Source organism: Streptomyces daliensis (genome assembly GCF_054782395.1).
The window spans coordinates 21456-37064 of record NZ_BAAGSO010000051.1 but is presented as its reverse complement, the minus strand read 5'-3'; the positions used below and the strand labels follow the sequence as shown (position 1 = coordinate 37064).

Annotated in this window: 13 protein-coding genes; 8 read left to right on the top strand and 5 right to left on the bottom strand. The window is 72.8% G+C overall.

Features of this window, described 5'->3' with window-relative positions; all coding sequences use genetic code 11:
- Positions 1–958: 958 nt before the first annotated feature.
- Positions 959–3172, bottom strand: coding sequence for a S9 family peptidase (locus tag ACYVOO_RS10590; RefSeq protein ID WP_461015390.1), 2214 nt, complete (start codon positions 3170–3172; stop codon positions 959–961).
- Positions 3173–3389: 217 nt separating this feature from the next.
- On the opposite strand from ACYVOO_RS10590, the gene ACYVOO_RS10585 reads away from it, so the two are divergent.
- The 4 genes from ACYVOO_RS10585 (at position 3390) to ACYVOO_RS10570 (ending at position 7621) form a co-directional block, all read left to right on the top strand.
- The gene (locus tag ACYVOO_RS10585; protein WP_453350269.1) at positions 3390–3584 is read left to right on the top strand and encodes a hypothetical protein; all 195 of its coding nucleotides are present in this window, start codon (positions 3390–3392) and stop codon (positions 3582–3584) included.
- Positions 3585–3620: 36 nt separating this feature from the next.
- Positions 3621–4562 carry an N-acetyl-1-D-myo-inositol-2-amino-2-deoxy-alpha-D-glucopyranoside deacetylase gene (mshB, locus tag ACYVOO_RS10580; protein WP_461015389.1) on the top strand — a complete coding sequence of 314 codons (942 nt, stop codon included), beginning with the start codon at positions 3621–3623 and terminating at the stop codon, positions 4560–4562.
- A 41-nt stretch (positions 4563–4603) separates the two neighbouring features.
- Complete coding sequence (locus tag ACYVOO_RS10575) at positions 4604–5002, top strand: DUF6113 family protein (protein WP_461015438.1); 399 nt, start codon at positions 4604–4606, stop codon at positions 5000–5002.
- Between the two features lie 129 nt (positions 5003–5131).
- Positions 5132–7621: a peptidoglycan binding domain-containing protein gene (locus ACYVOO_RS10570; RefSeq protein ID WP_461015388.1), complete on the top strand. Its 2490-nt coding sequence runs from the start codon at positions 5132–5134 to the stop codon at positions 7619–7621.
- A gap of 92 nt (positions 7622–7713) precedes the next feature.
- Here ACYVOO_RS10570 and ACYVOO_RS10565 read toward each other — a convergent pair whose 3' ends face one another.
- Both ACYVOO_RS10565 and ACYVOO_RS10560 read right to left on the bottom strand, forming a co-directional pair.
- Positions 7714–8640, bottom strand: a complete 927-nt coding sequence (locus tag ACYVOO_RS10565; protein WP_461015387.1) for a transglutaminase-like domain-containing protein — start codon at positions 8638–8640, stop codon at positions 7714–7716.
- A 3-nt stretch (positions 8641–8643) separates the two neighbouring features.
- The gene (locus ACYVOO_RS10560; RefSeq protein WP_461015386.1) at positions 8644–9666 is read right to left on the bottom strand and encodes a GNAT family N-acetyltransferase; all 1023 of its coding nucleotides are present in this window, start codon (positions 9664–9666) and stop codon (positions 8644–8646) included.
- A gap of 139 nt (positions 9667–9805) precedes the next feature.
- On the opposite strand from ACYVOO_RS10560, the gene fdxA reads away from it, so the two are divergent.
- Positions 9806–10132, top strand: coding sequence for a ferredoxin (fdxA, locus tag ACYVOO_RS10555; protein WP_169441715.1), 327 nt, complete (start codon positions 9806–9808; stop codon positions 10130–10132).
- A 221-nt stretch (positions 10133–10353) separates the two neighbouring features.
- Entirely contained in the window at positions 10354–11457 is a 1104-nt protein-coding gene (gene dapC / locus ACYVOO_RS10550) for a succinyldiaminopimelate transaminase (protein WP_461015385.1), read from the top strand.
- 234 nt (positions 11458–11691) lie between these two features.
- Here the strand turns inward: dapC and ACYVOO_RS10545 are convergent, their stop codons facing one another.
- Positions 11692–12159 carry an ATP-binding protein gene (locus ACYVOO_RS10545; RefSeq protein WP_461015384.1) on the bottom strand — a complete coding sequence of 156 codons (468 nt, stop codon included), beginning with the start codon at positions 12157–12159 and terminating at the stop codon, positions 11692–11694.
- Positions 12160–12530: 371 nt separating this feature from the next.
- Positions 12531–13478, bottom strand: a complete 948-nt coding sequence (locus tag ACYVOO_RS10540) for a hypothetical protein (RefSeq protein ID WP_461015383.1) — start codon at positions 13476–13478, stop codon at positions 12531–12533.
- A gap of 112 nt (positions 13479–13590) precedes the next feature.
- Between ACYVOO_RS10540 and dapE the strand changes: the two genes are divergently transcribed.
- Together dapE and ACYVOO_RS10530 are read left to right on the top strand one after the other, a co-directional pair.
- On the top strand, positions 13591–14670 hold the full coding sequence (gene dapE, locus ACYVOO_RS10535) for a succinyl-diaminopimelate desuccinylase (protein ID WP_461015382.1): 1080 nt from the start codon (positions 13591–13593) through the stop codon (positions 14668–14670).
- A gap of 180 nt (positions 14671–14850) precedes the next feature.
- Positions 14851–15600 (top strand): LOG family protein, encoded by a 750-nt coding sequence (locus ACYVOO_RS10530; protein ID WP_461015381.1) that lies wholly within the window; start codon positions 14851–14853, stop codon positions 15598–15600.
- Positions 15601–15609 lie beyond the last annotated feature (9 nt).

The window sequence follows — 15609 nt, the reverse complement described above, 5'->3', positions numbered from 1 at the left end:
GGACCGGTAGTACGCGGCTGGCGCCGCGTGATTCGTGGTGTCCGACGGTGGCCGTGTGGGGTGCGTGGGTGGGGGGTGTCCGGTGCCGCGCCGGGGTGTCTCCTCGGCGTGAAGCTTTCGTGTTCGGCTTTCCGCCGTCGTTCGTCTCGACCTGCGGGGACACCCCACCGCGTCCCCGTCCCGCCGGTGGCCCGCTTCCGCCCGGGGTGCGCCAATGTCCACCCCCCTTCGTGGGGTGCGCCTCCTTGCCGTGCGGCGGCACGAAATCCAGCGCGGGACCTGCGGTCCCCACCACACCGACCGACCGTCCCGCGCAACACCCCCTGACGGGGTGCGCAGCCCCGAGGTGCCCCTCGGGGTTTCGTTCGCGGCTGCGGGCCGGTGGTGGGGTTGTGCCCACCCGTTCCGCCATGCGGAACGCCTGCCCACAACAAGGGTGGCACCGGTGCACCGTGTGGGAACAAGCGGAAGGGGCACCGGCCGATAGTTGGCCACCGGGTGGGAGGGGACGTGGTGGGGTGTCCCCGCAGGTCGAGCGAGTCACCGGCGGGAAGCCGTAAACGAGACCTTCACGCCGAGGAGACACCCCGGCGCGGCGCCGACCCCCACCACAGCAACCCCACACGGCCACCGGCCCGAGCCAAGAATCACGCGGCGCAAGCCGCGACGCACCGGTCCATAGGCCGCGCCGAAGCCACCGGCCCGCACCCGGCAACGAAACCCCAAGGCGCACCCAGCGACGCCCCCGCCAGGCGACGACGCCAAAACTGTTGTGGGCAAGCGTCCCGCTCGGCGGGACGGGTGGGCACAACCCGTGCCACCGGCCCGCCACACGCGAACGAACCCCCAAAGGGGCACCCACCCCAGGCGCACCCCCACCAGAAACACGCACCCCGTGAGGCGGTCAACGTCGCACCCCGTGAAGCGGCACACCAGCGTGTAGGGGCAACCCCCCGTTTCAGACCACCCCCCGCAGGGCCCGCTTCAAGAAGGCGACCTGGAGCAGGAGGAGGTTTTCCGCGACGCGCTCTTGCGGCGTCATGTGGGTGACCCCGGACAGGGGCAGGACCTCGTGCTGCCGCCCGGCGGCCAGCAGCGCGGACGACAGCCGCAACGTGTGCGCGGCCACGACGTTGTCGTCCGCCAGCCCGTGGATCAGCATCAGCGGCCGGTGCGGCGCGTCCGCGTCCACCCCGGACAGCCCTTCGTCGGTGAGCAGCGAAGCCTCCGCGTACGCCTCGGGATCGCTTTGCGGCATGCCGCAATACCGCTCGGTGTAGTGCGTGTCGTACAGCCGCCAGTCCGTGACGGGCGCCCCCGCGACCGCCGCGTGGAAGACGTCGGGCCGCCGCAGCACGGCGAGCGCGGCCAGATAGCCCCCGTACGACCAGCCTCGGATGCCGACCCGCGTGAGGTCCAGCGGATGGTCCCCGGCCAGGGAGCGCAGCGCCTCGATCTGGTCGTCGAGCGTGACCTTCGCGAGGTCGCGCGAGATCGCCTTCTCCCAGGCGGGGGAGCGGCCCGGCGTGCCCCGGCCGTCCGCGACGATCACGGCGAAGCCCTGGTCTGCGAACCACTGCGAGGACAGGTACGCGTGGTGCGCGGCGACGACGCGCTGGCCGTGCGGGCCGCCGTAGGGGTCCATGAGGACGGGCAGTGGCCCGTCCCCGTCGCGGTAGCCGGAGGGCAGCAGGACGGCGGCGGGGATGCGTCGCGCGCCCGTGTGCAGCAGCCTGGGCGCGGCGGTGAGCACGGGCGTGTCCGCGTACGAGGGGATCACCGGGCCCGTCTCCGTGCCGCCGTCCTCGGTGAGCCGCACCACGGTGACGCGGGAGCCGCCGCGCCCGAGGGTGGAGGTGGAGAGGACGAGGACGTTCCCGCCGCGTACGGCGGAGGCCACGTGGGGGCCGTCGTCGACCGCGATCCGCTCCCAGCCGCCCTTGTCGCCGCTGCCGCGCAACGTGGCGCGGTAGACGCCGACGTCGCCGGGCGCGGGCTCTCCTGAGGCGTCCAGCGCGCCGGTGAACGCCTCGCTGCCCGCCGAGGCGGAGAAGAGCACGTCGTCCTCGCCGATGTCGAGGACGGCGCGCACGTGCAGCGCCCCTGTGGTCAGCGCGCGGTCGCCGACGACGAGGGCGCGCACGCCGCCCCTGTCCTCGATGCGCACGAGGCGCCCGTCGGGCGTCCAGGCGGGTACTCCGGCGAAAAGTTCAAGCCAGACCGGATCGTCCTCGGCGTGCAGCGGCGCGGTGGCTCCGGTGGCCGTGTCGACGGTCAGGACGAACTGGTCGCGCTGGTCCCTGCTCTGGACGAGCAGCAGGGGAGGACCGGCCGCTGACCAGTGGACGCGGGCGAGGTACGGGTACCTGGCGCGGTCCCACACGACCTCCGTACGGGCGCCGTCCTCTGCGTCGACCAGGTGCAGCGTCACCTCGGCGTCGGCCGTGCCCGCGGCGGGATAGGCGACCCGCGCCGGCTCCTTGTCGGGGTTGGCGGGGTCGGCGATCCACCAGCGCTGGACGGGCGCGTCGTCGGCGCGTGCGACGAGGAGGCGGTCGCTGTCGGGCGACCACCAGTAGCCGCGGCTGCGGGACATCTCCTCGGCCGCGATGAATTCGGCCAATCCGTAGGTGACGGTCTCCGCCTCCGGCGTGGCCAGCGCGCGGTCGCCGTCGGCCCCCTCCGCGCCCAGCTCGGCCACCCGCAGCGCGCCCCCGCAGACGTAGGCGACGCGGCGCCCGTCGGGCGACGGACGGGGATCGACGACGGGGCCGGGCGCGGGGAGTTCGCGGGCCGCGCCGGTGCGCAGTTCCGCGGCGAAGAGGCGCCCGGAGAGGGCGAAGGCGGCGACCTCCACGGCAGTGTCGGTGGCATATCCGACGATCCCCGCGGCGCCCTCGCGGCTGCGTTCGCGCCGGGCACGCTCCTCGGGCGAGAGCTGTTCGGCCGCGCCGCCGAGCAGCTCCGCCGGGTCGGCGGCGGCGTACTCGCGCGGGGCAGCGCCCTCGTCCGCGGCCAGCTCGCGCACCCACAGGACATTCGCCCGGTCAGTGCCGCCGCGGGAGCGCAGGAAGGCGATCCGTGAGCCGTCGGGCGCGACGGTGAAGGCCCGGGGGGCGCCGAGCGTGAACCGGTGGGTGCGGGCGTACTGCCGCGGGAACGTCGTAGCCATGCGCCAGAGGGTAGAGGTTCAGGTCAATCATGATCCGTTCGTGGCTGGAATCGAATATGCGCCCCTCCTCTGCTCCCGTGCACCGACCCGTGCCGACTCACGGATAGTTATGATCCGTTGCGCATGGTGGGAGCGGGGTATGTAGCCCCTGGCCGACTGTGTCGTGGGCCGAGTGTCCTGTCCCGTACCGACCGCACGTACTTGGAGGTGAACCGCCGTGGCACTCTCGATTTCGGCGGTGGTGCTGCTGGCGATCGTCGTCTTCCTGCTGGTCAAGAAATCAGGACTGAAGGCCGCACACGCGTTGGTCTGCGTGCTGCTGGGCTTCTATCTGGCCAGCTCCTCCATCGCTCCCACGATCAGTGAGCTGACCACGAACGTCGCTGGAATGATCGGCGACATCAAGTTCTGAGGACGGCTGTCGGAGCGGCGTCGTAAGGTCGGGGGCATGAGCACAGCCCCTGACCGCCGTCTGCTGTTGGTGCACGCCCACCCGGATGACGAATCGATCAACAATGGCGCGACCATGGCCAAGTACGCGGCCGAGGGCGCGCACGTCACCCTGGTGACCTGCACTCTCGGCGAGGAAGGCGAGGTCATCCCACCCGAGCTGGCGCATCTGGCCCCGGACCGTGAAGACGCTCTGGGGCCGCACCGCATAGGCGAACTGTCGGCGGCGATGCGCGAGCTGGGTGTCACAGACCACCGTTTTCTCGGTGGTCCCGGCCGGTACCGCGATTCGGGAATGATGGGGCTGCCGCAGAACGACCGCCCGGGATCCTTCTGGCAGGCCCGTGTGGACGACGCGGCGACATCCCTCGTAGAGGTGATACGCGAGGTACGCCCCCAGGTGCTGGTCACCTACGACCCACAGGGCGGCTATGGCCACCCCGATCACATCCAGGCCCACCGCGTCGCCATGCGCGCGGCCGAGCTGGCGGCCGAGGACGACTACCGCCAGGACCTGGGCCCCGCGCACGCCGTAGCGCGTGTCTTCTGGAACTGCGTGCCGCGCTCCGCCGTCGAGGCGGGCTTCGAGCGGCTGCGCGAGCTGGGCGGGGACAACCCCTTCCCCGGCATCGCCTCGGTGGACGACGTGCCGGGGGTCGTGGCCGACGAAGAGGTCGCTGCGGCGATCGTCGGCGGCAAGACGTACGCGGAAGCGAAGGCCGCGGCCATGCGCGCTCACGTGACCCAGATCGCCGTCGACGGCCCCTTCTTCGCCCTCTCCAACGACCTGGGGCAGCCGCTCTTCGGCACGGAGTGCTACCGCATCGCGGGCGGCACGGAGGCGGCGGCCGTCGCCGCGCAGGCCGCGCCCCTCGATGACCTCTTCGCGGAAGTGACGCCGGAAGCGGCGTCGGAGACGATGGCGGGAGCGAAGCAGTGAGCCGCACCGTGAGCGGAACCGCGAAGGGTGCGGGCGCCCCCATGAGCGAGGCGGAGCGCGAGGCGCGCCCGCTCGGCACCCCGCGCACGCGCGCGGGTGTCTATGCGGTCCTCGCCGTGCTCGGCGTACTGGTCGGTGTCGCCGGCACCCTCGTCCAGGCCGGCTGGTTCCCGTTCGGGCTGCTGCTCTCCCTCGCCGCCTCGGCCGGGATCTTCTGGGGCGGCGCGAAGCTGTGCCGGACGAAGGCGGGGGCGATAGCCCCGGCGGCGGGCTGGGCGGTGGCGGTGCTGTTTCTGACGTCGTCGCGTCCGGAGGGCGATTTCCTCTTCGGCGTCGGGGTGGGCTCCTATGTCTTCCTCATCGGCGGCATGCTCGTGGCTGTGATGTGTGCCACGATCGCGCTGCCCGTGCCGCCGGTGCCAGGGAACAAGTCCCGCTGATGAGGGGCCTGTCGGCCCTTTTCCGTGGTCGTGGGATCCGCGGCAGCGCCCCGAAGTATGGTGGTGCGCGCCGGCGAGCCGCCTGTGAACAAGCAAGATGGGCGGCGAATCCAACCGGGAGTACCTGCTTTGAGCCGTGAAACTGACAGTTCGTCCTCCGGGCCCAGGGGCCGTGGCGGTTCGGCGTACCCGCCGGGGACCGAGCCGTACGGCCCGGTCGGCGGCGCCGGTGACTCCGCCGATCCGGCGGATTCCCCTGGCGAAGCGGGCGCGAAGGCGCCCGACGAGCCCAGGACCGAGACGACGCTGACCACCCGCATCCGGATCAACATCCCCGGATCCCGGCCCATTCCACCGGTCGTCATGCGCACGCCCGTCAGCGATGTCGACGAGGCGGGCGCCTCCGGCGCGCGCAAGCGCGACGGGGCGAGCGGGCCCGGCGCACCGGGTACTTCGGGCATTTCGAGTGCACCGGGCGCACCGAGTGCTTCGGGTGTTCCGGGCGCTCCGGGTGCGGGCACGCCGTCGGCGCCGCCCGTGCGCGGCGAGGGCACCGGAACGCTGGGCGGGGGCGTGCCGGTGAACGGCGTCGGCGCCCCTGAGCCCCTGGCCTCCGGCGGCGGCGCGCCCGCAGGGCGCGGACCGGGCCCCGACGACCCGGACAGCGGGGAGTTCACACAGGAGACCAGCGACTGGTTCGCGCCGCGCAAGGGCGCCGCGTCGAAGGGTTCGCCCTCGGGGAGCACGGCCAAGGGCTCCGGCGACTCCGGAATCTCCGGCGGTTCCGGCACCTCCGGCGACTCCTCGCTCTCCGGGCTCGCGGGCCTCTCCAGCACCCAGGGCGGCGCCCCTGGCACGGGCCGCGCTGACCTCCCGTACTTCTCGGACCCCGCCTCCGGTTCCGGCCCGTCGGACGGTTACGACACGGCTGATCCGTACGGCGCTGCCGACCCGTACGACACGGGCACGACCCCCCGTATCGACCCGTACGACACGGGCGCGACGCCCAGGCCGGACCCGTACGACACCGGCGCGACGCCCCTGGGCGGCCCCTTCGACACCCCGGCCGACGGCTTCCCGTCGCTGGGCGGCGGGATCGGCCAGGACGGGCCGGGCGACGGCGGGCCGCCGCGCAGCGCGATACACGGCCTGCTGGACGGCACCGGAAACGGCGCGGGAAGCGGCGACGGCACCGGCGCCGGAGCCCCGTTCGACAGTGTGCCCCCGGTCGGCGGCCCCTCCGGCGAGACGACGGGCCCGGCCTCCGGCGACATGCCCCTGCCCCCGCCGCCCGGCTCACGCGGCATCCCCGGCGCGTTCGGCAACGGTGACGACGAGCCGCCCGTCAGTTCCACCCTCGGTCTCGGCACGGGCCCCGCGCCCTTCGGGCCTGGCGGCACGGTCGCGCCCGGCGACGGCCAGGGGCAGGGCGGCCCCGAGGCCGGTCCGGGTTCCGGTTCCGGTTCGGGGGCTGGTCCCGGTTCCGGTTCTGGTTCTGGTTCCGGCGATGAGCGGGTCGCGGGCGACACCCTCACCAGCGGCATCCCCAGGGTCCCCGCTTCCGACGGCCCCGCCACGCCGCCGCCGGGCCCGAAGGCCCAGGAACCGGCTCCCGGCGGCCCGGCGCCCAAGAGCGGCGCTCCGGCGTCGGCCTCCTCCGGCCGTGGCGGCCGGTCCAAGCTGGTCCTCGCCGGCGTCGGCATCGTCGGCGTCCTCGGCATCGCGTACGGCGCGGGCCTCCTGCTGGACCACGCCGACGTGCCCACGGGCACTACCGTCCTCGGCGTCGACATCGGCAACACGACCAAGCACGAGGCCGTCAACAAGCTGGACGCTGCCCTCGGCGACAGCACGACGGAGCCGTTCACCGTGCTCGCGGGCGACAAGGAGGCCAAGCTCAAGCCGAGCGTGGCCGGGCTGACGCTCGACACCGAGGCCACCGTGCGCGGTGCCGCGGGCCGCGACTACAACCCCGTCTCCGTCATCGGCTCCCTCTTCGGCGGGACCCGCGAGGCCGAGCCCGCCATAAAGGTCGACAAGGAGAAGATGAAGTCGGCCCTCCAGCACGTCTCCGAGACGGCAGGTGACGGCGGCGCGCCGACCGACGGCATGGTCAAGTTCGTGCGCGGCAAGGCCGTCGGCGTCCCCGGCGAGCCCCACAAGGGCGTCGACGTGGACAAGGGCAGCTCGGTCCTGGAGGAGGCGTACCGCAAGCGCGCGGTCACGGGCCAGAACACCGCCGTGAAGCTGCCCGTCTCCATGCAGCAGCCGGAGGTCGGCGAGCAGGAGATCAACCGCGCCATCAAGGAGTTCGGCAAGCCCGCGATGTCCGGCCTCGTGACGGTCAAGGCGGGCAGCGCCTCGATCCAGTTCAGCCCGGAGAAGTCGCTGCCGAAGTTCCTGTCGATGAAGCCGGTCAACGGCCGCCTCGTCGACAGCTACGACCTGCCCGTGCTCAAGCAGCTCTACGGCACGACGTTCGCCGGGGTCCAGGTCACCCGTGGCGACGGCAGCAAGACGCCCGTCACGCCGCAGGACGTCGTCGGCGCGCTCCGCATGGCGCTCAAGGAGACCGACCCGTCCAAGCGCGTGGGGGAGATCCCGCTGAACCCGCAGTGACGGCTGGCTGAGGGGACGGACCGGCGCCGCGTGCGCCGGTCCGTCCCCGCTCCATGTGACGGGCCCGTCCTGCCTTGTGCGACGGGCCCGCCCTAGTTGAGCCGCGCCCGCGCCGCCCGTGCCGCTCTGCGTACGGTGTCGGCGGCCGAGGGCTCCATCGCCGCGATGACCTCCGCGTACGCCTCCATCTCGACGGCGCCGCCTATGAAGTCCCCGCGCTCCACGAGCAGTTGCGCGCGCTCGTAGCGCAGCCTCGCCGGATGGTGGGGGAGGCGCAGCGACAGGTCCAGGGCCCACAGCCGTACGCCCGACTGCTCGGGGCGGGCAGCGGCCCAGGCGCGGATGTTGTTGAGGACGCGCAGCACTATCTCCAGCGGGTCCGCGGGCTGGAGCAGCGCGTGGGAGACGCCCGTACGCCTGCCCGTCGCGCCCGCGATCAGCACCTCCAGATCGCCGGAGCCGAGCAGCCGCCCGCCGCCGAACGGGTCCGCGAGCACGTGCTCGCCCGACGGGTCGCCGAAGCCGACCACGAAGTGCCCCGGCAGCGCGACCCCGTACACCGGGGCCCCCGCGCGCCGCGCCACCTCCATCCACACCACGGACAGCAGGATCGGCAGCCCGCGCCGCCGCCCCAGCACGGCCTGGAGCAGCGAGGAGTCCAGCCGCCTGTAGTCGGCGTTCGTGCCCCGGAAGTCGTGCTCCTCGCCCAGCAGCCGTTCCAGGGCGCGGGCCCACTCCTCGGGGCTGCGCCCCCGCGCGTACGGGAGCAGTCCGGCGAGCCGGTCCAGCTCGATCTGCGCGCTGTCGACGGTGGCCTCGGGGGAGCGCGGCGCGCAGGCGCCCTGGGTCCCCGCCTCGCCCTGGGACCCCGCCTCGTCGGTGGACGCGGCCTCGTCAGCGGACGGCCCGTCGCCCGGGTACGCCGCCTCGACGCCGATGAGGAGGCACAGCAGCGCGAGGTCGGGGCGCTCGTCGCGGGCGGCTTCGGCGAAGCGGTCCCTGTTGTCCATGCGGCCCATGCGTCACTCCCCGGGTGCCCGGCGGTAGTGGTAGGCGTGATGATCGGCGAAGCCGAGCCCGTCGTACAGCGTGCGCGCCGCCGTGTTGGCGGCCTCCACCTGGAGGTAAGCCGCCGAGGCGCCCTCCTCCAGTGCCCTGCGCGCCAGCTCGGCCATCATGCCCGTGGCCAGCCCCTCGCGGCGCCGCTCCGGGCGCACCTCCAGGGCGGCGAAACCGGCCCACCGGCCGTCCACCACGCACCGGCCGATCGCCGCGGGCGGCGCACCCTCCTCGGCCTCGCTCCCGTCCTCGCCCCCGGCCGTCGCGAACCACACGGAGGGCCCGCCCGTGAGGACCTTCAGCGCGCTCCCCTCCAGCCCGCCCGTACGCCGGTAGGCGGAGAGCCACCCGGCGCCGGGCTCCCGCGTGAGGCGTATCCGGGTGTCGGGTTCCCTGTCGGCGAGAGGGGCGAGGGCGCCTACGCGGAACACGGCGTGCCGCTCGGCGCTCCAGCCGCGCTCCTCCAGCTCGGCCGCGAGCAGCTCGTCGGCGTCGGCCGCCCCCGTGGTGACCTGCACGCGCGGGGGCAGCCCGCGGGCCCCGTACCAGCGCACGGCCACGTCGACCGCTTCGTCCAGCGGCACTCCGGGGCTGCCCAGGGGCAGCACCGAGTTGGCGCGCGAGGTGAAGCCGTCCGCGGCGCGCAGCGTCCACTCCCCGAGCCGTTCCGTCTCGGTCGCGGGCCAGCCGCGCGCGGCGGTCTCCTGGAGTTCGCGCACACCGGCCGAGGGGATACCGCGCCGCCTGGCCGGTGCGTCGGGCACGACCTTGCCCGCCACCAGCGAAACCTCCGCGATCCGCACACTCTCTCCACCGCGCCGCGTGACGCTCAGCACGCCGTCCGTCCACGATGTGAGAACACCCACCGTGTCAGTGAACCTCGCACCTGGTTCACCAGTCTCGGTCAAAGACCTCACCGATACGCGTTTACCCACGTCAGACGCGGTGATTCGGACCTCAAGACGTCCGCCCGTGGTGAATTCCACAGCTCTACCCGCCCCTCCTGTTCGTCTCCTGCCCGGGAACGGAGATACTAGGTGCGGGCATCGACGACGCCGCGCTCCCGCGCGCCCAGCGGCGGAGCCGGACACCGGTCCGCCAGCCCTAACGAGGAGGAACGACAGCGTGACCTACGTCATCGCGGAGCCTTGTGTCGACCTTAAGGACAAGGCCTGCATCGAGGAGTGCCCCGTCGACTGCATCTACGAGGGCCAGCGGTCCTTGTACATCCACCCGGACGAATGCGTCGACTGCGGGGCCTGCGAACCGGTCTGCCCGGTCGAGGCGATCTTCTACGAGGACGACACTCCCGAAGAGTGGAAGGACTACTACAAGGCGAACGTCGAGTTCTTCGACGAGCTCGGTTCGCCCGGTGGTGCCAGCAAGCTCGGCCTGATCGAGCGGGACCACCCGTTCATCGCCGCGCTTCCCCCGCAAGAGCACGACGAGTGACCTTGAGGATCTGAGCGGAGTCCGCGCGCCGCCGCGCGAGCGGCGGGCCGCGTGAGCCATGAGAGCCACGTGGACTGCGTGAGCAACGCGAGCAGCACGAGCAGCGCGAGCTGCGTGGATCCGCGTCTCCGTGGTCCCGTACGGCGAAGGGGACCGGTGTATGCCCGGCCCCGGTCGGCGTGCGGGACCACGGCGTTTGTCACGAGAAAGCGAGCCAACCCGTGCCACCCGCACCCGTCTCCGACCGGCTTCCCGTCTTCCCGTGGGACCGGCTGGAGCCGTACAAGACAGCCGCGGCGGCGCACGCCGACGGCATCGTGGACCTGTCCGTCGGCACCCCCGTCGACCCGGTGCCCGAGCTGATCCAGCGCGCGCTCGCGCAGGCCAGCGACAGCCCGGGGTACCCCACGGTGTGGGGGACCGCGGCACTGCGCGACGCGATCACCGGCTGGTGCGAACGCCGACTGGGCGCCCGCGGCCTGGAGCACACCAACGTGCTCCCCGTCGTCGGCTCCAAGGAACTGGTGGCCTGGCTGCCCACCCAGCTCGGTCTGGGCCCGGGCGACCGCGTGGCGTATCCGCGGCTCGCCTACCCGACGTACGAGGTGGGTGCGCGCCTGGCCGGCGCCGATCCTGTCGTCTACGACTCGCCGACGGAGCTGGACCCGGACGGGCTGCGGCTGCTGTGGCTCAACTCGCCGTCCAACCCGACGGGCCGGGTGCTCGGCCAGGACGAACTGGCGCGCACGGTCGCCTGGGCGCGCGAGCACGGGGTGCTGCTGGCCAGCGACGAGTGCTACCTGGAGCTGGGCTGGGAGGCCGACCCGGTCTCGGTGCTCCACCCGGACGTCTGCGGCGGCTCGTACGAGGGCGTCCTCGCCCTCCACTCCCTCTCCAAGCGCTCCAACCTCGCGGGTTACCGCGCCGCCTTCATGGTGGGCGACGCCGCTGTGCTGGGCGAACTGCTCCAGATCCGCAAGCACGGCGGCATGATGACCCCGGCGCCCGTGCAGGCGGCCACCATCGCGGCGCTCGGCGACGACACGCACGTGACCGAGCAGCGCGAGCGGTACGCGGCACGGCGCACGGCGCTGCGCGGTGCGCTGGCGGCACAGGGCTTCCGCATCGAGCACAGCGAGGCGTCCCTGTACCTGTGGGCGACCCGTGACGAGCCCTGCTGGGACACGGTCGGCGACCTGTCCAAGCGCGGCATCCTGGTGGCGCCCGGCGACTTCTACGGCGTGGCGGGCGAGCGCTTCGTACGCGTCGCGCTGACGGCGACCGACGAGCGGATCGACGCGGCGGTACGGCGCCTGTCCGCCTGACGGCCGCACGTCGCGTACGTCGCGGCGTGCCGTGACGCACTGACAGCCCGAAGGGCCCCGGAGATCTCGCTCTCCGGGGCCCTTCGGGCTGCTTGCCGCCTGCCTTGCTGCCTGCTGCTCTGTGCTCACCTGCGCGGTCCGTGCGCCGAGCCGCGCGGCCGGTTCATCCCGTAGGGGCCACGGGCGGAAGCGGGCGCGGCGCGCGGACCGCCTGCCGGTCCCGGCCCGCCGGGCTCAGCCGATCGGCAGGTTCTTGACCGGCAGTTCGCTCGCGCTGGGCAGCCCGTCGGTGGGCAGCTCACCGGCCGACAGACCAGCGGGCAGACCGCTGGTCGGCAGCCCGTTCCCGGTGGCGGAGGCGGCGTCGCCGAGGATCTCGCCCGCGTTGCCGACGGTACCGCCCACGAGCTGCTGCGCCGCGGGGGCCACGGTCCTGCCCGCGGAGCCGACGGTCTTCCCGGCGGCCGGTACGGCGCTCTTGACCGCCTTGCTGCCGGTGTCGGCTGTCGTGTCGCTGACGCCGCGGGAGGCGCCGTCGACGGAGTCGCCGAGACCCTTGCCGTCGAGGTTGCTCAGCCCGCCCACGTCGGGGGTCGAAGACAGGTCGGCGGCGCTGGCGGAACCGGCGGCTGCACCGACGACGGAGGCGGCGCCCGCTGCCGTCAGCAGCGCGGTCTTGGCGATCCGGCGCGTGAGGGACATGATGCTCCTTTGACGGAGAAGAAGGCTTCTTCTGGACTGGGGTGTTGAACGGGGGTGTGCCCGCCGCCCGTCGGACCCGGTGACCGGGCCCGTGACCGGACGGCCGCCCACCGGGGTGTCACCCGGTTGGCGCAGTGCCTATCGCCGTCGACGGGGAGAAGGTTGCGGCTCCTTCAGGTAAAGGATTCGCAATGCGTCGCATAATCGTGCCGCGACAAAACGGGCCGTTCGGCGCTATTCGTCGGCCGCCGCAGAAACGTCAAATCGCCCCGGACTCAAGGGCCGTGGCGCTTTCGGAGAAGCTCTCCCCTACTCAGGGGACGGAGCCGTGAAACCTGGCATCCCGTCCCCCGTACGAGTCAACTCCCGTACTACTGACCAGTGGTCAGTCTGATGGTCACCGCCGCGTCGTCGTCCGGCACGGGCGCGCCGTCGCCGCTCTCGTGCCAGCCCTCCTCGGAAGTGACCGCGTCCCACACGTGGCCCTGGAAGGACACCTCCGCGATCCGCAGGCCGGCCGAGTGCGCCACGGCCCAGTAGGCCAGCTCCCAGCCGCGCTCGTCGGCGCCGGCCGGAATGACGATCTCCCTCTGCCGCTCGGCGCTCCGCCCGCTCCCGGCGCCCGTCGTCGCGGAGGCGCGCCGCGCTTCGGCGGGCAGCACGTCGCGGCCGAACTCCCGCACCAGTTGCTCCCGCAACTTCTCCGGGCTCCCCGCCTTGGTGCTCGGCCCCTTGTAGCCCGCCGTGCAGTGGAAGGCGGCGGCGCGGCCCCCGGTGAGCGCGTTGGCGAGGAGCTTCGCGTTGGCCTCGTGCTTCGCGTACGCCTCGGGATGGGCGCTGAGCTGGACGCGCTGTGCCGCGTCGGTGAGGGGGATCTGCGTGTAGCCCTCGATCTGCTCCAGGTGGTCGTAGAACTTCCCGGCCGCTATCACCGGGTCCATCGCCTCCTCCTCGTTCCCCCAGCCCTGCGAGGGGCGCTGCTGGAAGAGGCCGACGGAATCGCGATCGCCGTGGTCGAGGTTGCGCAGCCCCGACTCCTGCATGGCCGTGGCCAGGGCTATGGTCACGGCCTCCTTGGGCAGGTCGCGTTGCGACGCGATCGCGGCGATCGTCGCCGCGTTGGCGGCCTGATCGGGCTCTATCTCGTAGTCCACCGCGCCCTCTCCGGGCGAGCGGACGATGCATCGGGCCGGGCCGACGCCGCCGGTCACGTAGTGCGTGACGGCGTAACCGGCGAGCCCGAGCAGCACGGCGAACGCCGCCGAGATTCTCAGGGCCTTGCCGCGGCGCTTCTTGCGATCGGTATCGGAGCGGGACACGGGCATAAAGGTAACCGGTTCATGTGAGACCTCTCTCACCGGACGGGAAGCCCCCGCCAGGGGGCGCTGACGGCGCCCCGGACGGGCCCTGGCCCGCCGTAGGGTGGGGCGCATGACGCGCACGGGACTCGACTTGCAGCAGGACGCCGCCCGGCTCACGGCGGCCCTCGTGGACTTCCCCTCCGAGAGCGGGAACGAGGAGGCGCTCGCCGACGCCATCGAGTCGGCCCTGCGCGCGCTGCCCCACCTCACCGTCGACCGGCACGGCAACAACATCGTCGCCCGCACGGACCTCGGCCGCGCCGAGCGCGTCATCCTCGCGGGGCACATCGACACCGTGCCGATCGCGGACAACGTGCCCTCCCGGCTGGACGAGGACGGGGTGCTGTGGGGCTGCGGGACGAGCGACATGAAGGCCGGGGTAGCCGTCCAGTTGCGCATCGCCGCGACGGTCCCCGAGCCCAACCGCGACCTGACCTTCGTCTTCTACGACAACGAAGAGGTCGCCGCGCACCTCAACGGCCTCGGCCATGTCGCCGAGGCGCACCCCGAGTGGCTGGCGGGGGACTTCGCCGTCCTGCTGGAGCCCTCCAGCGGGCAGGTCGAGGGCGGCTGCCAGGGCACCCTGCGCGTCAAGCTGCGCACCGCCGGACAGCGCTCGCACTCGGCGCGCGCCTGGAAGGGCGTGAACGCCATCCACGCCGCGAGCCCGGTCCTCGCCCGGCTCGCGGCGTACGAGCCGCGGCGTAAGGTGATCGACGGGCTGGAGTACCGCGAGGGCCTGAACGCCGTCCGGGTCGAGGGCGGCGTCGCGGGCAACGTGATCCCCGACGAGTGCGTCGTCACCGTCAACTACCGCTACGCGCCCGACCTCGACGAGGAGCAGGCGCTCGCGCACGTGCGCGAGGTCTTCGACGGCTGCGGCGTCGCCGAGCTGACCGTGGACGACAGCTCGCCCGGCGCCCTCCCCGGCCTCTCGCACCCGGCGGCCAAGGCGTTCACCGAGGCGGTCGGGGGCGAGCCGATGCCGAAGTTCGGATGGACGGACGTGGCCAGGTTCAGCGCGCTCGGCGTCCCCGCCGTGAACTACGGGCCCGGCGATCCCAACCTCGCGCACAAGCGGGACGAGCACGTCGAGGTGGCCCGGATCCTCCACTGCGACGAGCGCCTGCGGGCCTGGCTGACGGACTGACCGCCTGTCCGTCCGCCTGCCCGCCTGTCCGTGCGCCCGACTGACTGACTGGCCAACTGACCAACGGCGTCGCAGCGCGCTGACCTCGCCGGTCTGGCGTGTGACTGCCTGGATTTCGCTGTACGTCACCTCTGTCTGCGTACGCTGAGGCGGAAAGATCGCAGTCGGAGGGAGCACGACATGAGCAGCCCCGAGCAGCAGCGGGAGCCGCAGGAGCAGCACCTGGGACCGGTGGTACGCCGCCGTGGCCAGGTGCAGCCGGGTACGACCGATCAACGGCTGCTGGACACCACCGGTCCCTCCGACTGGGTGCACCAGGATCCGTGGCGGGTCATGCGCATCCAGGCCGAGTTCGTCGAGGGCTTCGGTGCCCTGGCCGAGCTGGGCCCCGCCGTCAGCGTCTTCGGCTCGGCCCGTACGCCCGCGGACTCCCCGGAGTACGAGGCGGGGGTGCGGATCGGGCGGGCCCTGGTGGACGCCGGGTTCGCGGTGATCACCGGGGGCGGGCCCGGCGCCATGGAGGCGGCCAACAAGGGCGCGCTGGAGGCGGGCGGCACCTCGGTCGGGCTGGGCATCGAGCTGCCCTTCGAGCAGGGCATGAACCCGTACGTCGACATCGGGGTGAACTTCCGCTACTTCTTCGTCCGCAAGACGATGTTCGTCAAGTACGCCCAGGGTTTCGTGGTGCTGCCGGGCGGGCTCGGGACGCTGGACGAGCTGTTCGAGGCCCTCACCCTCGTCCAGACGAAGAAGGTCACCCGCTTCCCGATCGTCCTCTTCGGCACCGACTACTGGCAGGGCCTGGTCGAGTGGGTGAAGGGCACCGTCGTCGCGCAGGGCAAGGCCTCCTCGCGCGATGTGGACCTCTTCCACGTCACGGACGACATCGACGAGGCGGTGGCCCTGGTCACCAAGGAGACCTCGGGCTGACGGGCTGAC